Origin of the sequence: Azohydromonas sp., from assembly GCF_035325925.1 — a bacterium.
Classification (GTDB): domain Bacteria; phylum Pseudomonadota; class Gammaproteobacteria; order Burkholderiales; family Burkholderiaceae_C; genus Calidifontimicrobium.
Genome location: NZ_DAOKZA010000057.1, coordinates 1 through 18044 on the forward strand (window position 1 = coordinate 1; position 18044 = coordinate 18044).

Annotated in this window: 22 protein-coding genes and 3 tRNA genes; 3 read left to right on the forward strand and 22 right to left on the reverse strand. The window is 71.3% G+C overall.

Translation table 11 applies throughout. From position 1 onward, the window contains the following. Positions 1-186 precede the first annotated feature (186 nt). Both PKC53_RS16425 and PKC53_RS16430 read right to left on the reverse strand, forming a co-directional pair. The gene (locus PKC53_RS16425) at positions 187-936 is read right to left on the reverse strand and encodes an electron transfer flavoprotein subunit beta/FixA family protein (RefSeq protein WP_324430555.1); all 750 of its coding nucleotides are present in this window, start codon (positions 934-936) and stop codon (positions 187-189) included. Between the two features lie 226 nt (positions 937-1162). Beyond that, positions 1163-1249: transfer RNA gene (locus PKC53_RS16430), tRNA-Leu, on the reverse strand. Between the two features lie 66 nt (positions 1250-1315). On the opposite strand from PKC53_RS16430, the gene PKC53_RS16435 reads away from it, so the two are divergent. From PKC53_RS16435 to PKC53_RS16445, 3 genes are read left to right on the forward strand one after another with little or no spacing between them, the layout of a single operon-like run. Beyond that, positions 1316-3037, forward strand: a complete 1722-nt coding sequence (locus PKC53_RS16435) for an NAD(P)H-dependent oxidoreductase subunit E (protein ID WP_324430557.1) — start codon at positions 1316-1318, stop codon at positions 3035-3037. A 3-nt stretch (positions 3038-3040) separates the two neighbouring features. After that, positions 3041-5830 (forward strand): formate dehydrogenase subunit alpha, encoded by a 2790-nt coding sequence (fdhF, locus tag PKC53_RS16440; protein WP_324430559.1) that lies wholly within the window; start codon positions 3041-3043, stop codon positions 5828-5830. A gap of 27 nt (positions 5831-5857) precedes the next feature. After that, positions 5858-6544, forward strand: a complete 687-nt coding sequence (locus PKC53_RS16445) for an SDR family oxidoreductase (RefSeq protein WP_324430561.1) — start codon at positions 5858-5860, stop codon at positions 6542-6544. Positions 6545-7309: 765 nt separating this feature from the next. Here PKC53_RS16445 and PKC53_RS16450 read toward each other — a convergent pair. The 20 genes from PKC53_RS16450 to PKC53_RS16545 all read right to left on the reverse strand — a co-directional run. After that, positions 7310-7624 carry a hypothetical protein gene (locus PKC53_RS16450; RefSeq protein ID WP_324430563.1) on the reverse strand — a complete coding sequence of 105 codons (315 nt, stop codon included), beginning with the start codon at positions 7622-7624 and terminating at the stop codon, positions 7310-7312. Next, positions 7621-8082: a hypothetical protein gene (locus PKC53_RS16455; RefSeq protein ID WP_324430565.1), complete on the reverse strand. Its 462-nt coding sequence runs from the start codon at positions 8080-8082 to the stop codon at positions 7621-7623. Before PKC53_RS16455 ends, PKC53_RS16450 begins: the two co-directional genes overlap by 4 nt. Next, entirely contained in the window at positions 8079-8351 is a 273-nt protein-coding gene (locus PKC53_RS16460) for a hypothetical protein (protein WP_324430567.1), read from the reverse strand. The genes PKC53_RS16455 and PKC53_RS16460 overlap by 4 nt, the downstream gene beginning before the upstream one ends. Continuing rightward, positions 8348-8578 carry a hypothetical protein gene (locus tag PKC53_RS16465; protein ID WP_324430569.1) on the reverse strand — a complete coding sequence of 77 codons (231 nt, stop codon included), beginning with the start codon at positions 8576-8578 and terminating at the stop codon, positions 8348-8350. Before PKC53_RS16465 ends, PKC53_RS16460 begins: the two co-directional genes overlap by 4 nt. Positions 8579-8657: 79 nt before the next feature. Beyond that, positions 8658-8837 (reverse strand): hypothetical protein, encoded by a 180-nt coding sequence (locus PKC53_RS16470; protein ID WP_324430571.1) that lies wholly within the window; start codon positions 8835-8837, stop codon positions 8658-8660. A 100-nt stretch (positions 8838-8937) separates the two neighbouring features. Then, positions 8938-9300 (reverse strand): hypothetical protein, encoded by a 363-nt coding sequence (locus PKC53_RS16475; RefSeq protein ID WP_324430573.1) that lies wholly within the window; start codon positions 9298-9300, stop codon positions 8938-8940. A gap of 38 nt (positions 9301-9338) precedes the next feature. Then, entirely contained in the window at positions 9339-9566 is a 228-nt protein-coding gene (locus PKC53_RS16480) for a hypothetical protein (RefSeq protein WP_324430574.1), read from the reverse strand. Next, on the reverse strand, positions 9553-9981 hold the full coding sequence (locus PKC53_RS16485; protein WP_324430575.1) for a DUF5681 domain-containing protein: 429 nt from the start codon (positions 9979-9981) through the stop codon (positions 9553-9555). Before PKC53_RS16485 ends, PKC53_RS16480 begins: the two co-directional genes overlap by 14 nt. Positions 9982-10008: 27 nt before the next feature. After that, positions 10009-10278 carry a hypothetical protein gene (locus tag PKC53_RS16490; protein WP_324430577.1) on the reverse strand — a complete coding sequence of 90 codons (270 nt, stop codon included), beginning with the start codon at positions 10276-10278 and terminating at the stop codon, positions 10009-10011. A gap of 45 nt (positions 10279-10323) precedes the next feature. Continuing rightward, positions 10324-10452, reverse strand: a complete 129-nt coding sequence (locus PKC53_RS16495; protein ID WP_324430579.1) for a hypothetical protein — start codon at positions 10450-10452, stop codon at positions 10324-10326. Positions 10453-10460: 8 nt separating this feature from the next. Next, the gene (locus PKC53_RS16500) at positions 10461-11486 is read right to left on the reverse strand and encodes a hypothetical protein (RefSeq protein ID WP_324430581.1); all 1026 of its coding nucleotides are present in this window, start codon (positions 11484-11486) and stop codon (positions 10461-10463) included. Continuing rightward, complete coding sequence (locus tag PKC53_RS16505; protein ID WP_324430582.1) at positions 11483-11821, reverse strand: hypothetical protein; 339 nt, start codon at positions 11819-11821, stop codon at positions 11483-11485. Before PKC53_RS16505 ends, PKC53_RS16500 begins: the two co-directional genes overlap by 4 nt. After that, complete coding sequence (locus tag PKC53_RS16510; protein ID WP_324430584.1) at positions 11808-12158, reverse strand: hypothetical protein; 351 nt, start codon at positions 12156-12158, stop codon at positions 11808-11810. The genes PKC53_RS16505 and PKC53_RS16510 overlap by 14 nt, the downstream gene beginning before the upstream one ends. Before the next feature lie 242 nt (positions 12159-12400). Next, on the reverse strand, positions 12401-14098 hold the full coding sequence (locus PKC53_RS16515; protein WP_324430586.1) for an AAA family ATPase: 1698 nt from the start codon (positions 14096-14098) through the stop codon (positions 12401-12403). A gap of 417 nt (positions 14099-14515) precedes the next feature. Then, on the reverse strand, positions 14516-14755 hold the full coding sequence (locus tag PKC53_RS16520) for a hypothetical protein (protein WP_324430588.1): 240 nt from the start codon (positions 14753-14755) through the stop codon (positions 14516-14518). A gap of 128 nt (positions 14756-14883) precedes the next feature. After that, positions 14884-15375 (reverse strand): hypothetical protein, encoded by a 492-nt coding sequence (locus PKC53_RS16525; RefSeq protein ID WP_324430590.1) that lies wholly within the window; start codon positions 15373-15375, stop codon positions 14884-14886. 3 nt (positions 15376-15378) lie between these two features. Then, entirely contained in the window at positions 15379-16326 is a 948-nt protein-coding gene (locus PKC53_RS16530; protein ID WP_324430592.1) for a site-specific integrase, read from the reverse strand. Between the two features lie 203 nt (positions 16327-16529). Further along, positions 16530-16603: transfer RNA gene (locus PKC53_RS16535), tRNA-Cys, on the reverse strand. Positions 16604-16692: 89 nt separating this feature from the next. Further along, positions 16693-16768 (reverse strand) — tRNA-Gly (locus PKC53_RS16540). A gap of 88 nt (positions 16769-16856) precedes the next feature. Next, the coding region (locus PKC53_RS16545; RefSeq protein ID WP_324430594.1) for a S16 family serine protease at positions 16857-18044 on the reverse strand (1188 nt) is incomplete at its 5' end.

Consider the following 18044-nt stretch of genomic DNA (forward strand, 5'->3'; position numbering starts at 1 on the left):
GTGTTCGGCAATGACGAGGACGGGCATCAGCGATCTCCAGCTTGGCTGGGAGCGCTGAGCGCCCCCACGGGGGGTAGCGAGCGAAGCGAGCTCGGGGGCCGCATGACTAGCGATCTCCAGCTTGGCTGGGAGCGCCGGGCGCCCCCACGGGGGGTAGCGAGCGAAGCGAGCTCGGGGGCCGCATGACTAGATCACCTTCGCTTCGTTCTTGAGCTTGTCGACGAGGGTGGCCACGTCGGGCACCTTCACGCCGGCGCTGCGCTTGGGCGGCTCGGCGACCTTGAGCGTCTTCAGCCGCGGCGTCACGTCCACGCCCAGGTCCGCGGGCTTGACCACCTCCAGCGGCTTTTTCTTCGCCTTCATGATGTTGGGCAGCGTCACGTAGCGCGGCTCGTTGAGCCGCAGGTCGGTGGTGACCACCGCCGGCAGCGCGAGCCTGAGCGTCTCCAGCCCGCCGTCGACCTCGCGCGTGACCGTGGCCACGCCCTCGCCGAGCTCGACCTTGCTCGCAAACGTGCCCTGCGCCCAGCCGGCCAGCGCCGCGAGCATCTGCCCGGTCTGGTTGCTGTCGTCGTCGATGGCCTGCTTGCCCAGGATCACCAGCGCGGGCCGCTCCTTGTCCGCCAGCGCCTTGAGCAGCTTGGCCACCGCCAGCGGCTGCAGCTCGACGTCGGTCTCCACCAGGATCGCCCGGTCGGCACCGATGGCCATCGCCGTGCGCAGCGTCTCCTGGCACTGCGTCACGCCGCACGACACCGCCACCACCTCGGCGGCCGCGCCCTTCTCCTTCAGCCGCACCGCCTCCTCGACCGCGATCTCGTCGAACGGGTTCATGCTCATCTTGACGTTGGCAATGTCCACGCCGCTGCCGTCACCCTTGACGCGCACCTTCACGTTGTAGTCGACCACCCGCTTGACCGGGACCAGGATCTTCATGCCACGCTGCTCCTGAATTCGAACTGACGTTCACGTAAGGTCGATTCTAGAGGTCGTGCCGGCGCACGCGCAGCAGGAATCGAACGGTCGTGCTAATTGTAAGTGTGCCCAGCAGCACCGAGCGCTCGCCTGCCAGGGGCAACTCACCAGCAGGCACGTTCTGCGCGCGCCGGCCCATGCCGCTGCGGCGGTCGACGACGGACTCGTCGCCAGCGGACTCGTGCGCTGGTGCCCAGGACGGGACTCGAACCCGTATGCCCGCGAGGGCCGCGGATTTTAAGTCCGCTGCGTCTGCCGATTCCGCCACCCGGGCCCCCGGGGCAGGACGATTATCGACGCGCATCCCCGCGTCGCCGAGGCCCGCTACAGTTGAGGCGCCATGCCGTCCGCTCCACGAGAGACCGCCATCACCGTCACCGACGCGCGGCAGCGCAAGCGCGCCGCGCCCAAGGGCCGGCAGGTCGACGCGCAGGCGCTGGCGCAGGTGCGCGCGTTGCTCGGCGATGCACCGCGGCGGCGCGACCTGCTGATCGAGCACCTGCACCGCCTGCAGGACCGCTTCGGCCACCTGAGCGCCGCGCACCTGGCGGCGCTGGCGCAGGAGATGCACCTGGCGCAGACCGAGGTCTACGAGGTCGCGACCTTCTACCACCACTTCGACATCGTGCGCGAAGGCGAGCCGGCACCGCCGCCACTGACGGTGCGCGTGTGCGACGGGCTCGCGTGCGAGCTGGCCGGCGCGAAGTCGCTGCGCGCCGAGCTCGAGGAACGCTGCGGCCGCGGCGTGCGCATCGTCGGCGCGCCGTGCGTCGGTCGCTGCGAGCAGGCGCCGGTGGCCGTCGTGCACCAGCACCCCGTGCCCTCGGCCCGTGCCGACGCGGTGCTGGCCACGCTGGCCGCGGGCACGACCACGCACGTGCACACCGGGTACGTCGGTTTCGCCGCTTACTGCGCTGGCGGGGGTTATGCGTTGCTCGAACGCTGCCGGCGCGGCGAACTCGACGCCGACGCGGTCATCGACCTGCTCGAGGACTCGGGGCTGCGCGGTCTCGGCGGCGCGGGCTTTCCGGCCGGGCGCAAGTGGCGGCTGGTGGGCGCCCAGCCGGCGCCGCGGTTGCTGGCGGTCAACATCGACGAGGGCGAGCCTGGCACCTTCAAGGACCGCTGGTACCTCGAGCGCGACCCGCACCGCTTCGTCGAAGGCGCGCTGATCGCCGCCTGGGCGGTAGGCATCGACGCGATCTACGTCTACCTGCGCGACGAGTACCACGGCCTGCGCGCCATGCTGCACGACGAGCTCGACGCGCTTCGCGCCAGCACCCTCGGCGCGCACCTGCCGAGCATCGAAGTGCGCCGCGGTGCCGGCGCCTACGTGTGCGGCGAAGAGTCGGCGATGATCGAGTCGATCGAGGGCAAGCGCGGGCTGCCGAGGCTGCGTCCGCCGTACGTCGCGCAGGTCGGGCTGTTCGGCCTGCCGACGCTCGAGCACAACTTCGAGACGCTGCACTGGGTGCGCGAGATCGTCGAGCGCGGCGCCGGGTGGTTCGCGTCGCACGGCCGCCACGGGCGTCGCGGACTGAGGTCGTTCTCGGTGTCCGGCCGCGTCAGGCAGCCGGGCGTCAAGCTCGCGCCGGCCGGCATCACACTGCGCGAACTGGTCGACGAACACTGTGGCGGCCTGCCCGACGGCCACGAGTTGTACGCGTGGCTGCCCGGCGGCGCCTCGGGCGGCATCTTCCCGGCGTCGATGGCCGACCTGCCGCTGGACTTCGACACGTTGCAGCCGCACGGCGGCTTCATCGGCTCGGCGGCGGTGATCGTGCTCACGCGCAGCGCGACGCACTGCGACCGTGCAGTCGACGCCGCGCGCAACCTGATGCGTTTCTTCCGCGACGAGTCGTGCGGCCAGTGCACACCGTGCCGCGCCGGCACCGCGAAGGCCAGCGCATTGATCGAAGCCGATCGCTGGGACCTGCCGCTGCTCGCCGACCTGTCGGCGGTGATGCGCGATGCGTCGATCTGCGGCCTCGGTCAGGCGGCGCCGAACCCGGTCGACTGCGTGGTGCGCTACTTCGCGCACGAACTGCAGGCGCTGCGCTGAGCCATGGCCTCGCCCGCCCCCGTCCACTTCACGCTCGACGGCCGTCGCGTGCAGGCCGAGGGCGGGCAGACGCTGCTGCAGGTCGCGCAACGCGAGGGCATCGCGATTCCGCACCTGTGCCACAAGGACGGCCTGGCGCCGGCCGGCAACTGTCGCGCCTGCGTCGTCGAGATCGACGGCGAACGCACGCTGGCCGCCTCGTGCTGCCGGGTGCCGACCGAGGGCATGGTCGTCCACAGTGCCAGCGAACGCGCGAGCCGCACGCAGGCGCTGGTGCTCGAGCTGCTGCGCGCCGACCTGCCCGATGCCGCCCGCCGGCGCGACGACGAGGTGCGCGGCTGGGCTAGTGCGCTCGGCGTCGACCATGTGCGCTTCGCGCCGCGCGAGCAGCCGCCGGCCGATGCGTCGCACCCGGCGATCGCCGTGCACCTGGACGCCTGCATCCAGTGCACGCGCTGCCTGCGCGCCTGCCGCGACGCGCAGGGCAACGACGTCATCGGTCTGGCGTTTCGCGGCGAGCACGCGCGCATCGTGTTCGACATGGGCGACACGATGGGCGCGTCGACCTGCGTGGCCTGCGGCGAATGCGTGCAGGCCTGCCCGACCGGCGCACTGACGGATGCCGGCGGGGCGGCGCTCGCCGTGCCCGACCGCAGCGTCGACTCGGTGTGCCCGTATTGCGGTGTCGGCTGCGCCGTCACCTACCACGTGAAGGACGAGCGCATCGTCCGCGTCGAGGGGCGCGACGGCCCCGCGAACGCCGGGCGGCTGTGCGTCAAGGGGCGCTACGGGTACGACTACGCGCACCACCCGCAGCGGCTGACGACGCCGCTGGTGCGCCGCGCCGACGCGCCGCCCAAACATGCCGACCAGCCGTTGGACCCTGCCGCGGTGCGCGGCTCGTTCCGCGAGGCGAGCTGGGACGAGGCGCTGGACCTGGCCGCGGGCGGGCTTCGCGCGATCCGCGACGCGCACGGCGCGCGTGCGCTGGCCGGCTTCGGCTCGGCCAAGGGCAGCAACGAGGAGGCCTACCTGTTCCAGAAGCTGGTGCGCCTGGGCTTCGGCAGCAACAACGTCGACCACTGCACGCGGCTGTGCCACGCGTCGTCGGTCGCGGCGCTGCTCGAGGGCATCGGCTCGGGCGCGGTGAGCAACCCGGTGCGCGACGTGATGCACGCCGAGGTGGTGCTCGTGATCGGCGCCAACCCCACGGTGAACCACCCGGTGGCGGCGACCTGGATCAAGAACGCTGTGCGCGCCGGCACGCAACTGGTGGTCGTCGACCCGCGCCGTGGCGAACTGGCACGGCACGCGCAGCACGTGCTGCAGTTCAGGCCCGGCAGCGACGTCGCGCTGCTCAACGCGATGCTGCACGTGATCGTGCGCGAGGGGCTCGTCGACGCCGAATTCGTCGCGCGCCGCACCGAGGGCTTCGACGCGCTGGCGCGGCACGTCGAGCACTACAGCCCCGAGGCGATGGCACCGCTGACCGGCATCGACGCCGGGCGCATCCGCGACGTGGCGCGGCTGTACGCGACATCGCGCGCGTCGATGATCCTGTGGGGCATGGGCATCAGCCAGCATGTGCACGGCACCGACAACGCCCGCTGCCTGATCGCGCTGGCGCTGGCCACCGGCCAGATCGGCCGCCGCGGGACCGGTCTGCACCCGCTGCGCGGGCAGAACAACGTGCAGGGCGCGTCGGACGCCGGGCTGATCCCGATGATGTACCCCGACTACCGCCGGGTCGACGACCCGGCGGCACGCGAGGCGATCGCGCGCGCCTGGGGCGTGCCCGCCGAGCGGCTCGACCCGCGGCCCGGCCTGACCGTCCTCGAGACGATGGACGCCGCGCTGGCCGGGCACGTGCGCGGCATGCACGTGATGGGCGAGAACCCGGCGATGTCGGACCCCGACGTGCGCCACGTGCGCCAGGCGCTGGCGCGGCTCGAGCACCTGGTGGTGCAGGACATCTTCCTCACCGAGACCGCGTCCTTCGCCGACGTGGTGCTGCCGGCCAGCGCGTTCGCGGAGAAGACCGGCAGCTTCACCAACACCGACCGCTGGCTGCAGCTCGGCCGCGCCGCGCTGGCACCGCCGGGCGACGCGCGACAGGACCTGTGGATCATCGGCCAGCTGGCGCGCCGGCTGGGTTTGGACTGGCGCGATGCCGACACCGGTGCGGTGTACGAGGAAATGCGCTCGACGATGCCCAGCCTGGCCGGCATCTCGTGGCAGCGGCTGCAGCGCGACGGCGCGGCGGTCTACCCCTGCGCGGTCGACGACGCGCCCGGCGACGCCGTCGTGTTCACCGACCACTTTCCGCGTGCCGGCGGCAAGGCGCGCTTCGTGCCGGCGCACATCGTGCCGCCCGACGAACGCCCCGACGCCGAGTACCCGCTGGTGCTGATCACCGGCCGTCAGCTCGAGCACTGGCACACCGGCAGCATGACGCGCCGCGCCGCGGTGCTCGATGCGATCGAACCCGAGCCGACCGCGCTGGTGCACCCGCTGGACCTGGCCGCCATCGGCGCGCGCCCCGGCGACGTGATCACGCTCGAGACGCGCCGCGGCGGCGTGTGCCTGTTCGCCCGCGCCGACGAAGGCATGGCCCGCGGCGCGGTGTTCGTGCCCTTCGCCTACGTCGAGGCCGCCGTGAACCGCTTGACCAACCCGGCGGTGGACCCGTTCGGAAAGATCCCGGAGCTCAAGTACTGCGCGCTGCGCATGCGGCGCGGGGGCGAGGCGCCGGGCGAGCCGGGCTTCAGCACGGCGCGCGCCGCCATCGGGTAGGTCCCGACCTCTACCGAGCGACCACCGATGACGCTGATCGACCTGCAGGGCCGGCGCGTGCTCGTCACGCAGGCCGACGTGTTCATGGGCCCGGCGCTGTGCCGCGTGCTCTCTTCACTCGGGGCCGAGGTCGTCGCCGACACACGCGACCTGGCCACCGACGCACACGCCGCCGAAGCCATGGTGGCCGACGCCGGCCCGGTCGACGTGCTGCTCGCCCACCTGGCGGTGCCGGCGCCGAACACCCGGGTCGACGACGTCGTCGACGACGAGTGGCGACGGGTGTTTGCCCACCTCGTCGACCCGCTGCCACGGCTGGCGCGCGCGGTGGTGCCCGCGATGCGCCGCCGCGGGCACGGCAAGATCCTGGTCGTCGGCAGCGCCTCGGCGCTGCGCGGGATGCGGCGCACGTCGACCTACAGCGCCGCGCGCGGCGCGCAACTGGCCTGGGTGCAGGCCGTCGGCGTCGAGCTGGCGCGCGAGCGCATTCAGGTCAACGCGATCGCGCAGAACTTCGTCGACAACCCGACCTACTTCCCGCCGTCGGTGCAGGTCGACCCCGCGTTCCAGCAGCGTCTGCAGTGCGAGGTGCCGCTGGGCCGGCTGGTGAGCGCCGACGAGGACGCGCGCTTCGCCGCGTACCTGTGCAGCGACGCCGCCGACTGCTTCGTCGGCCAGGTGTTTCCGGTCAGTGGCGGCTGGGCCTGGCGCTGAGGCCGACGCAGCGCACGACCCGTTTGTCGCCCGCGCTGGGCCTCGAGGACAGGCTGCAACGCGGGCGCGATCTCCTGGTCGGTGTGGCCGCCGGCCACCGGTTCGGCACCCTGGCGTTCGCGCGCCGTCATGCGTGGCCCTGGCGCGTCCTCGCCTGGCGCCCTTGCCTGCGTCTGCGCCGACCTCAGCGCCGCGATGAACGCCGGCTCGATGAGGTCCCAGCAGTTCCCGGTCGCGGCGATCGAACTCGCACCGCTTTCGGCCCCGCGTGAGCCATCACGGCGCTCACCGGCGTGGCGTGCCGACACGCCTGCACGTTGAACGTGATCCTGTGCCGTCGCGGTGATGACCATCACCGTGCCGCCCATCAGGCCGCGCCACGCACCGGTGCGCCGACCGACGGGCACCCTGGAGGCGCGGCCCGGAGTCGAACCGGGCTGAACGGATTTGCAATACTGCCTAGGCTCCGTGATGCACACTCTAGCACCGTTTTTTACCGTGTGAACACGCGGCAAAGCATCGGATTCGTCGGCGCCCGTGCGCGCCGCAACGCGAGGCGTGGCGCGGCTTTGCGGCGATGCCTGCGTGCATGTCGACGCACCAGATCGCCCCAGGATCGACGATCTGCGTGCTGGCAAGGCACAGATATCACCGGCCACGAAAAAGCGCCCCAGCGGGGCGCCTGTGCGGTCGGCGGGGTGTCTCTATGCGCCGCCGTCTTCGGCCAGGTAGCGCCGCAGCGTGGCGCGGGTCTCGGGCCGCACGCTAGCCCTCGTCCACCGGCAGCCCGACGCGCGCGAAGTCCGCGGCGTCGCAGCCGGCGCGCTCCATGATCGACCTCGCCTCGTCTGCGTCAACCAGGCGCAGCCCATCGCCGGAGTTCCAGCCGCCGCCGTAGGCGGGTGTGCGCCACATGGACGCAGGCCCGCCCATGCCTGCGACGAAGAACTGCCCACGCGGGCTGACGTACAGCGTCGTGTCGTGCCACTCGAAGTCACTTCGCGCGGCGGTGCACGGCAGATCGCAGACCTCGGCTGCGCTTTCGGTGTCATAGGACTTACCGTTGACGATCTTCTTCATGCGGGTGCTCCTTCAGGTTGTGGATCAACAGTCATCGGATGGCCGGCGCACAACGCCTGCGCGGCCAGGTCGGGCAGGCTGGCGCCGCCGCGCCGCCAGGTGGTCGCCGGCTCGTCGCCGATCTGGATTCGGCCGCCGTCGTGGCACTCGGCCAATGTGGCGTGCTGGCCGTGGCGCCGGCCACGCACGAACGCAAGAGTGCCGGCGGCCATCGGCGGCGGGCCGTAGTGGTGCACGCTGTCGGCGAGCACCAGCGCCGCGTCGCCGTCGTCGCCGACCAGCACGCGGCCAGGCGCTGGCCGCTGCAGCTGCTCGAACGCATCGCGCGGGCCGAACCACGGCCCAGGCTCAAGAAATGAGCCACCGAGCCCCACAGTGAGGCCCGCGGCGCAGGCCAGCGTGAACACCGCAGCGCCGGCGGCGGGGCGCAGTGCGCGGGGGGTGCGGTCGGGGCTCATCGCTGGCCCTCCAGCTCGAGATGCGCGCCGGCGGGGATGCGCACCCATCCGGCGCAGCACGCGGCAAGCGCCGCGGCTTCGGCTTCGCGCCAGGCCGCGATGCCGCGCTCGCCGTAGGCGTCGCCCTCGGCCAGCGCCTGCATCTGACGCGCGCAGTGCTCGGGGGTCAGCCCCCAGCGCGCGAACACTTCCAGCGCCGCGTCAACACCGCGGCGGATCTCGTCGTCGCTGGCGCCGCTGTCGACGATCCACAAGTAGGTGGCGCTCATTGCTCGCCTCCCAGCAGTGCGTCGGCGATGCACCGCGCCTGCTCGGGCGTCAAGGCGACGATGTTTGTCGCCGCGGCGCTCTGGACAACCAGCGCGCGTGCGCCGTCGTGGAACACGGCTACGCCGACTTCGCCGCTGTCGGTGGTGACGCGCGCGACCGTGGGTGCGTCGGCGCGCAGTCCGTTGATGCGGCCTGGGCGGCCGCCGCGATAATGGGGTCGGTTCATTCTGCAAGCTCCGTTTGCAGGGTGTTCAAGTCGGCCCGGCGGTGCAGCAACACCCCCGGGCCGGCGTCTTTGCAGGCCGCTATGCCGGCGGCTCGTCGCCCTCCCTCTTCGGCTTCGCGGCCAACTTGCGCGCATAGGTGCGCACGCGCTCGTGGTCCTCGGGGCGCGCATAGGCGCCGCGAACCTCGGTGAGCCCCTGCAGGCGCAGGCGCTCGCGGTGCGCGCGCACGCGCTCGGCGGTGGTCTTTGCGGCAGCCATCAGGCGACCCACTGTGCAGCGGTGTGCATGGCGCATGCGTTACGTGAAACGGTGTCGCATCGTGCGCGCCGTTTCACGTAACGTCAACCGTCGCGATTACCTATCGCGGTAGGTAGTCACCGGCGGATGCATGATCCGCCGACAAGTTTAGGACGCGAGCCACCGCATCCTGCGCGGCTTGCAAACGGCGCCAGGTCACGCGAACTAACAGCGCATCCAGCAGCTCGACGGCCGGCGCGCACGCGCGCGCGGCACCCTGCGCGTCGAGCCGATCAGCCGCCAGGTCGTCGAGCGCCTGCAGCGCGTGATCCGGCGCGTCGCCAGGGTCCGCGAAGTCGATCAGCAACGCGCGCAGGAGGAACGCGGCAGCACGCAGGTCGACGGCGGCTTGGTCGTCGTGCCCGAGCAGCCGCAGTGCTGACCAGGCGCACGTCGAGATGACGCGCCGCAGGCCGCGCGGCACGGGCAGGCATGGGTGCGGCGCGGTGCAGCGCCGCCGCCTCACTGCCGACGCCGGTAGCTCGGCCGCGCCGCCACCGGCAGGGGCTCGTGCCGCGCCACGATGGCGACGACGAACAGTTCGCGGCCGTCCCGGCGCGCAGCGTCGACCGCGGCTTGTTGCTCGTTGGTCAGGCGGCCGTGCGGCGCGATCAACACCAGCTTGTCCAGGCCGCGGCGTGCACGGTCAGCCGATTCGAGGTCTGCAATCCGTCGCTCAAGGCTTCTCATCGGGCGCACTCCTACTGGATTCCAACGCCTCGATCCGGCGCAGCATCTCGTCGAGCTCGACCGTGCGCTGCAGATCGGCGACGGCGCGCAGCAGCACCGCGCCGGGTGTCACGGCCAGCTCGCCGGCGGCGATCGCGCGGACCACGGCGGCGCCCTGCTCGGCCGCAGGCCCATCGTGCGGCAGCGTCAGCGGCTGCGCGGCCTCCATCGGCTTGAGCGGCGCGACGACGCGCTCGAGCAGCAGCCGCGCCGCGGCCGGGTCGCCGGTCTTGGCCTGCGCGACCAGCGCCTTGAGGATGCCGGGGACGTCGGCCTCAATGGCGGCGCGCACCCGGCCGGCGAACCCGCAGCCCTTCGGCCTGCCCTTTGGGTTGCCGCTGCTGCCAGGCTTCCAACTAGTGGTTGTCTTGCGCATCGCCTTGCCTGATAGAACAGGTTGGAATCAGGCAGCGCCAGCGGCCCGCAACGCCTCGGTCACGGTGCGCGCGGCGGTGTTCTTGCTGACCGCGAACTGCACAGCGATGCGCCTGCGCACGTCCGTCGCCGACGTGCCCGAGCGCAGCAACTGCACCGCGCGCTCGAGCCGCTCGGCCTGCCGCAGTTCTGCCGCGCAGACATAGATTCGCGCGCCGGCCAACGGCCCGCGGAATAGCCGCCGGAAGCTCTCGCGGTCCTCCGCGCGCGGCAGGCGCTCGACCTCGAGCAGCAGCAACGCCCATGCGCTCGGCTCGTCTTCCGGGTGCACCGCTGGCGCGGATCAAGCCAGCTCGTCGGAGAGCACCGCCGCCACCCGCGCGGCGACCAGCGCCTCGGCCGCGGCGAGGTAGGCGGCGCCGGCTGCGGCGCGCAGGCCGCGCACAGTGGTTCGTTGCTCGGGCGTGCTCATGGCCGGCGTCAGGCGGCAACGCCGGCGTGGTTGCGCAGATCCTCGAGCACGGCGCGCGCGGCGGGGTCGCTGCGATGCTGGTGCGCGATGCCCTCCAGCGCCCACCGGCCGCCGCGGTTCTGCATCGAGCGGAAGACCTCGAACGGCTGGCCGGGGTCGATCAGCTTGCCAATCTGCAGCAAGGTCAGCCCTGCGACGGGCTGGATCTCGCCGACCATCGCCTCGATCACCGGCAACACGCTGGCGGTCTTCGGCCAGCCGCGCTCGAAGCTCAGTTGCGCGATGGCCTGCATCTGCTCGGCGGTGTAGGGCACCAACACGCCGGGCACGCGGAAGATCGCGGCCAGGACGCGCTCATCGTTGAGCACGTCGGGCAGGCGTCGGTGTTCCAGCACGAGCGCCGCAGCGGTCGGGTCCAGCGGCTTGAGCGCAGCGGCGATGGCGAGGTCGTGCGCGGCCTGCTGCATCGCCCGGATCGTGCCGTCGCGGACCTCGTCGCCTTCGGCGTCGGCCGGCAGCGGCGCCTCGCCCAGTGCCTCGAGCAGCGCATTGGCGTCGCTGAAGCGCAGGCTCTCGCGCGCCAGGTCATGCCGGGCCTTGCGGACCTGTTCGAGCGCACGCGCGGTGCCGGTAATCTGCGTGCCGACCTGCCCGCGCAGCGTCTCGCCGAGCTTCTTCTTCTGGCGGAACAGCTCGGCGCCCCTGAAGTTGTGCTGCAGCTCGAGCTGGCCCTCGACGGCCTCGGCCAGGATCTCGCGCAGCTCCAGGAGGTTGTCGCGCAGGATGTGCTTCTTCGCGTAGGTTTCGAGCAGCCCCTCGGCAACGCGGTGGTCCTTGTGCTGGCGCGGCGTGGCGCCCGCCGGCAGCGGCGGCAGCACCGGCAGCGGCTGCCCGCCGTCGTGCCAGATCCAGCGGCCGAGCGTGAAGACCTCGCCATCGGCGCCGGAGCCCACGATGTAGTCGAAGTTTCGCGCGGCCTGGCGCATCTGGTCCTTCAGCGCGCGCAGGGTCGGGGTCGGTCGGGTCAGGTTCATGGTGACGGTTCCTTTGCCACGATGGTCGTGCACGAAGCGGCCACACGTTGCCCACGCATGTCCACTGCCGCGCGCACCAGGCGCCGTGCGTGCCGTGGCGACAACTCGAACCGCTCACGGACCATCGCCTGCGCGACGCGGGTGCCCACGCCGGCGTCGACCAGGCCGCGGGCCAGCGCGGCGGCGCCGGCGGTGCGCGTGTGCACGAGCCTCCGTGGCAAGTAGACCCGGCTTCCGCTGTACAACTTGACGACGCGCTCGATGGCGGCCATGTCTCGCGCTCGCAGCGCAGCGGCGAGTGCAACCGCGAAGCCGTTTCGCTCAGGCACGCTCATCGGCGGATGCTCCATCCGACGTTGCGTCGTCCAGCGCATCGCGCCGCGCCGACCAAACCAGGCGAAGCCCGGCGGGCCTGGATCGGCCGCTGGGGCGCTTTTTCGTGCGAGGTGGCACCTCGGGGCCAAAGTGCCGCGCGAGCAGCGCTACGGCCTTTTCTGCGACCTCGGCGGGGCAGCGCCCCCAGTGACCGCACCACTCGCCGCGAACAAGCGCCATCTTCGGGTCGGGGCGCAGCGCCGCGGCCTCGGTCCACAGTGCCCGCAGCGCTGGCTCGATTTCGTCGCGGTATGCCGCGCGAAGTTCGCGCGCGCGCGCCGACATGACATCGTCCATCCCCCACGAAATCGACCACGTGACGCGCCCGCGGCGCACGCGCAGAAAGGCCGGCCCGCATCCGATCCGCTGGTTCCCGCTGGTTCCCGCTGGTTCCCGCTGGTTCCCGTCACAGGAAGGAACCACCACCGGGGGGGGAGGGGCATAAGACCTCCCCCCGGTGGTTCCCGGTGTTTTTTCCTTAAGGGGAACCACCGGATCGGGAACCACCGGAATCGCGCTCGCGCGGGTTGTCGTGGTCGTCACTTTTCGCCCTCCGGCTCGCTTGTGGCGGGAACCACCGGAAACGCCCACGTCGGCGGGATTCGGCGCTTCGATTCCGGCAGCCAATCGGGCACTCCCTGTCGCCGCTGACGGATGCGTTCTTCACGCTCGCCGAGGTCGAGCGCCACCAGAAAGGCGCGGCGGGCGGCGTTCTTGGGCCTGAACCCGTCGCCGACGGAAACCTCGGCGAGCCAGTCGTCGCGCAGCAACTTCGTGAGTGCCGCGGCGACATTGGTGGTACGCCCCGGCACGGCGTCGCGCGCGTCGCGGCGTGAGTAAGGGTTGCCCGAGGCCTCGGCCTCGGCGATGACGCGCTGCAGGTCTTGCTCGATGCGTCGCTGCGCGTCCTCGCGCAGTGTCTGCCGCTGCTGCTGCTTGACCTGTTCGGCGTCCTCGCGGCGTTGCGCGCTCGATGTGATCAGTGGCAGCGAGTAGCGCACCTGCACCGACACGGGCTCGCCCAGCACGTTGTACAACCCCATGACCACGACGCGCGAGTCGAATTCAAGCTCGTCAATGGGCGACTCGAATCGGCGTTTACCGTACTGCCCAACGTGCAGGTAGCGCCTCTTCGTCGCGGGATCGACGAACAGGTAGGCGACCTGCGAGGCGTCGGCCTCGACCGCGCCGGCGCCGCGCGTGGTCATGCTCTCAAGGTCGGCGCGCAGCACCGCCTTCGGCGTGTGCATGACCCAGACCAGCGGCGCCGCGATGGACTGCTTCGCCAACGCGATCTGCTTCGACAACTCGGCGTTGTCGTTCTCCTGATCGCTGGCGATCGTGGCGGGCTTCGTGTCGAACACGAGCACCGGCGCGGCCCGGTAGGCGACGCCGGTGATCGGCGACACGTTCTCGACGCTCAGCCCGTCGAGCCCGCCGGCGATGGCGACCACATCTTCGATGGGCATGCGTCGCGCCGCGACGATGCGCAGCATGTCCTCGGCGGCGGCCAGGTCGTCGCCCAGGAACCCGTCGCCGAACAGCGCCGAGCGGATCAGCATCGCCTGCGCCGTGTCCTCAGCAATCCAGATCACGCGGCGGCGCAGCCGTGGGCGCAGCGGGTGGTCCCGCGGCCCCAGGTGCGCGCAGTGCGCGAACAGCGGCATCAGCGACGATGTCTTGCCGACGCCGCGACCGCCAGCGATGACGGTCAGCCCGCAGCCGATCACGCCGTCGATCACGAACTCTGGCGCGGTCGCCACCGTGCCGGCGATGGCGCGCAGCAGCGGATGCGGCTCGGCCGCGGATTCACAATCCGCGGTCAGTTCGGCGGCCTGCTGCAGCAGCTCGCGCACGCGCTGCGCGTCGTCGGCCGCACCGGCGAGCGCGAGGCCCAACGCGCGCCGCCGGCGCGCGCGGGCCTGCGCCCGCAGCCGCTCGGCGTGGCGCGGCAGCCGCTCGGGTGCCACCGCTGCCTCTGTCATCGAGACGAGCGTAGGCAGGTCGCAGGCGGCCTCTTGCCCGCGCTCACGCAGCGCCTCGGCCACCTCGAGGGGGCCCACGCTCTCCCCGCGCTCGACCAAATCCAGTACGGCGGCCCAGGCGGCGCGCGCGGCCTCACCGGCGAATTCAGCCGGCCCCAGCGCGAGCGCGGGCACCGCCGCCGCCGCGTCCGAAAACGTCAGCACCGAGCCGACGACGGCCGCCTCGACCTCGAAGGTTGCGTCGCTGGTCATCTACGTGCCCCAAGGCGCCGCGCGCGCCGCCGCGCCTGCAGCGCGGCAAACAGGCGGCGCCAGCTTGTGCAAGCCAGGCACACAGCACCCGGCGCCGTGCCGCAAGTGCAGGCGCGGCGCGTGAGCCCGCCGGCGGCGGCGGTGACGGTGCGCCGCGCGCTCATCGCAGTGCCCCCACGAGCCGCGCATGCGCCTCGAGCGCGTCCAAGTCGGGACACTCGCGCGACAGGCCGCGCCAGGCCAAGAGAAACCCGCCGCCGGCCAGCTCGTACACCGCCACGCCGGCGAGCGCCAGGTGCGCGGCGACAGTTGCCTGTCGCTTGCGCTGAGCTTCTGGGTTGCTAGAATCCGGGTGCGACTTCTGATGTGATCCTGCGGCGCCCGGCTGACCCCCGGGCGTTCGCACTTCTGGCGGGCTCACGCGCTGGCCTCGGCCGCGGCCTGCCCGGCACGCAAAACCAGCTCATCGGCCAGCACCGGGTTGACGACGCGCCGGCCGGCGATCACCAGCAGCGCGCCCGCGGCCACCCATTCAGGCTTGTGTTGCCTGAGGTGCCATTCGAGCGACGTACTCGTCGGGAAGATGTGCCGGCGGCGTTCGCCGTATTCGGACACCGTGCACAGTTGGTCCACACTCGTGGTCATCAGCATCTCCAAGGTCGCTAGACGGGACGAGCCCTGCCAGGCCCGGGGCACGCGCGGCTGCGTGTGCCTGCCAGTGACGTTAGAGAAACGGTGCGGACGCGCGCACCCAGATATCGCGCGCCTTTTCGGGGTCTGGTGCCCTACTCAGTGTCGAAGCGAGGCCGCCCCCAGCGTTGCCAGGCCTCGAGGCTCCATCCCGCCGCGACGTGCGCCTCCACGACGCGGCGCACCGTGTCATGGGACAAGGCGCGCGCGCAGGCCACCTCGTCCACCGCGCGCTCGCGCGGGTTGCGCGTCTTGCGCCGGCGCGTGTGAGCCTCCTCGGCGGCAAACACTTCGGCGACGATGCGCCGTTCCTCGCGCTCCGTGCGCGCGGGCGGGCGCCCACGGGGGCGGTGCGCCTTGCCCAGCACCAGCGCGGCGAGGAACGCGCGCGCGTCGTCGTTCAGTTCGTTGCGCGGGTCGGTGATCCACTCGGCCACACCCCCGGGGTCGCCGTTGCGCCAGCGGGCGAACGCGGCGATCCAGCGATGGGCTGCCAGCAACTCGGGGTCGTCGAAGTCGCGCGCGATCAGCGGCGCGTCGCCCGCTGGCGTGCCCTCGCCGCTGTCATCGTCGCGACCGTCATGCACAGATCAACCCTCCGTTGAGCCACGCGCGCACGCCGGCTGCGCCGCGCCGATGTTCTCCATCGTCAACACGCGCCGCACGAGGCCCGCTTTGTGGCCGACGCTCAGATGCGAGTAGCGCGCGCTCATCGCCGTGGTCGTGTGCCCCAGCACTTGTTGCACCTCGAACAAAGTTGCGCCATTGGCGACAAGAAAGCTCGCGCACGAGTGCCGCAGCACGTGCGGCGTGACCCCGCGCAGCCCCGCGCGCCTGACGGTGGCGCGGAACGCCTCGGACACGTTCATCGCCTGCCCGGGCTTGCGCGGGCTCTGGAACACGAGCGCACCGGGCGCGCCGGCATAGCGTTTCAACTCGGCGACCAGCGCGTCGGTCAGCGGCACCAGGCGCGGGCGGCCGTTCTTCGTGTGCGAGATGCTGGCCAGGCCTTGCTCGAGGTCCACGTCGGCCCACTTGAGTCGCAGCAGCTCGCCGCGCCTGCAGCCGGTGACGATGCCGGCCAGGATGAAAAGGTGCATGCGCTCCCAGCGCGACGCCTTCGCCGCGGTCAGCAGCCGCGCGACTTCGTCGCGGCTCAGAAACCGCGTCTTGGCGGGGTTCTCCTTCGGCTTTTCGATGTCGCGCGCCGGGTGCGGCCAGCCGCGCGGCACGAGGCGCCGGCGAATGGCGAACGTGCACAGCGCCGACAACGCCGAGAGGTAGCGCAGGATGGTCGAGCCCGACAGCGGCCGGCGCTTGGCGCGGTAGACGGCGCGGCCGTCGGCATCGACACCGGCATAGACGCGCCCGGCGCGCCCGGCCAGGTCGTCGAGTGCGTCGGCCACGTCGTCGTCGGTCACGTCGCCGATGGCGCGGTCGCCGAAACGGTCGACCCAGAAGCCCATGCGCTGCGGCCGGGTGCGGTCGCGCCCGGTGTACTCGGCGAAGTACAGCTTCGCCACCTCGCGAACCAGCATGCGCCCGTCGCGCGTGCCGCTGGTGCGCGCTGCGCCCGGGGTAACCGCCCGGTGCGGGCCGCTCTGTTCAGCGCTGGCAGGCGAAGAACTCTCAGCGGCGGAGTGAAAGGAAACGTGCATTGGTCGGCTCCGTTGAAAGGTGACCGCTTTTCAGCGGCGGATTTCACGAAGCCTGGCTAAGTGCTCGTCCCTTCTAGCCTTTTTGGAGGCGCGGCCCGGAGTCGAACCGGGCTGAACGGATTTGCAATCCGGTGCATAACCGCTTTGCTACCGCGCCGTAAGCGATCGATTCTGGCACAGCAGCGGCGCCCCGCCACTGCGTGCACCCGAAACGAACGAGGGAAGCCGCGGCTTCCCTCGAAAACTTGGAGCGGGAAACGAGTCTCGAACTCGCGACCTCAACCTTGGCAAGGTTGCGCTCTACCAACTGAGCTATTCCCGCATGCCTTCGCCGGCTCGATTTCGTTGCCGATCTCTCATTCCAGCGAAGCGTACATTATAGCTGCACTCCAGACGCCTCGCGCAAGCGCTCAGTGCGGCAACGCGTCGACCGTGCCACTGGGCTCGGGCCCTGCCTTGGCCTGCCCGGTCGCAGGCGGCTCGTCGTCGGGCAACGGCTTGGGCAGCGCCTCGAGCGCCACCTCGAGCACGCGGTCGATCCACTTCACCGGCACGATCTCGAGACTGTTCTTGACGTTCTCGGGGATGTCCTGCAGGTCCTTCACGTTCTCCTCGGGGATCATCACCGTCTTGATGCCGCCGCGGTGCGCGGCCAGCAGCTTCTCCTTCAGGCCGCCGATCGCCGTGACCTCGCCGCGCAGCGTGATCTCGCCCGTCATCGCGACGTCGGCGCGCACCGGAATGCCCGACAGCGCCGAGACCATCGCGGTGGTCATCGCGATGCCCGCACTCGGTCCGTCCTTGGGTGTCGCGCCGTCGGGAACGTGGATGTGCATGTCGCGCTTCTCGAACAACTCGTCCTTGATGCCCAGGCGCCGCGCGCGCGAGCGCACCACGGTGCGCGCCGCCTCGACCGACTCCTTCATCACGTCGCCGAGTTGGCCCGTGCGGATGATCTGACCCTTGCCCGGCATCACCGCCGCCTCGATCGTCAGCAGGTCGCCGCCGACCTCGGTCCAGGCGAGCCCGACGACCTGGCCGACCTGGTTGGTCTTCTCCGCGCGGCCGTAGTCGTGCTTGCGCACGCCCAGGTAGTCGTTGAGGTTGTCCTCGGTGACGACGACCTTGCCCTCGACCTTCTTGAGCTGCTGACCCTTGACGACCTTGCGGCAGATCTTGCTGATCTCGCGCTCGAGCGAGCGCACGCCGGCCTCGCGCGTGTAGTAACGCACGATGTCGCGCAGCGCGCTCTCGGCGATCGAGACTTCGCTCGCCTTCAGCCCGGCGTTCTTCATCTGCTTGGGAAGCAGGTAGCGCTGGGCGATGTTGACCTTCTCGTCCTCGGTGTAGCCCGACAGGCGGATGACCTCCATGCGGTCGAGCAGCGCCGGCGGGATGTTCATCGAGTTCGACGTGGCGACGAACATCACGTCCGACAGGTCGAAGTCGACCTCGACGTAGTGGTCGCTGAAGGTGTGGTTCTGCTCGGGGTCCAGCACCTCGAGCAGCGCCGACGACGGGTCGCCGCGGAAGTCCATGCCGAGCTTGTCGATCTCGTCGAGCAGGAACAGCGGGTTGCGCGTGCCGACCTTGGACAG

Coding starts and splice junctions, on each gene's coding strand:
- PKC53_RS16515 (WP_324430586.1), bottom strand. CDS start 14,098: ATGACCAGCGACGCAACCTTCGAGGTCGAGGCGGCCGTCGTCGGCTCG.
- PKC53_RS16510 (WP_324430584.1), bottom strand. CDS start 12,158: ATGGACGATGTCATGTCGGCGCGCGCGCGCGAACTTCGCGCGGCATAC.
- PKC53_RS16530 (WP_324430592.1), bottom strand. CDS start 16,326: ATGCTGGTTCGCGAGGTGGCGAAGCTGTACTTCGCCGAGTACACCGGG.
- PKC53_RS16465 (WP_324430569.1), bottom strand. CDS start 8,578: ATGAACCGACCCCATTATCGCGGCGGCCGCCCAGGCCGCATCAACGGA.
- PKC53_RS16455 (WP_324430565.1), bottom strand. CDS start 8,082: ATGAGCCCCGACCGCACCCCCCGCGCACTGCGCCCCGCCGCCGGCGCT.
- PKC53_RS16500 (WP_324430581.1), bottom strand. CDS start 11,486: ATGAACCTGACCCGACCGACCCCGACCCTGCGCGCGCTGAAGGACCAG.
- fdhF (WP_324430559.1), top strand. CDS start 3,041: ATGGCCTCGCCCGCCCCCGTCCACTTCACGCTCGACGGCCGTCGCGTG.
- PKC53_RS16425 (WP_324430555.1), bottom strand. CDS start 936: ATGAAGATCCTGGTCCCGGTCAAGCGGGTGGTCGACTACAACGTGAAG.
- PKC53_RS16445 (WP_324430561.1), top strand. CDS start 5,858: ATGACGCTGATCGACCTGCAGGGCCGGCGCGTGCTCGTCACGCAGGCC.
- PKC53_RS16460 (WP_324430567.1), bottom strand. CDS start 8,351: ATGAGCGCCACCTACTTGTGGATCGTCGACAGCGGCGCCAGCGACGAC.
- PKC53_RS16450 (WP_324430563.1), bottom strand. CDS start 7,624: ATGAAGAAGATCGTCAACGGTAAGTCCTATGACACCGAAAGCGCAGCC.
- PKC53_RS16435 (WP_324430557.1), top strand. CDS start 1,316: ATGCCGTCCGCTCCACGAGAGACCGCCATCACCGTCACCGACGCGCGG.
- PKC53_RS16480 (WP_324430574.1), bottom strand. CDS start 9,566: ATGAGAAGCCTTGAGCGACGGATTGCAGACCTCGAATCGGCTGACCGT.
- PKC53_RS16495 (WP_324430579.1), bottom strand. CDS start 10,452: ATGAGCACGCCCGAGCAACGAACCACTGTGCGCGGCCTGCGCGCCGCA.
- PKC53_RS16505 (WP_324430582.1), bottom strand. CDS start 11,821: ATGAGCGTGCCTGAGCGAAACGGCTTCGCGGTTGCACTCGCCGCTGCG.
- PKC53_RS16470 (WP_324430571.1), bottom strand. CDS start 8,837: ATGGCTGCCGCAAAGACCACCGCCGAGCGCGTGCGCGCGCACCGCGAG.
- PKC53_RS16485 (WP_324430575.1), bottom strand. CDS start 9,981: ATGCGCAAGACAACCACTAGTTGGAAGCCTGGCAGCAGCGGCAACCCA.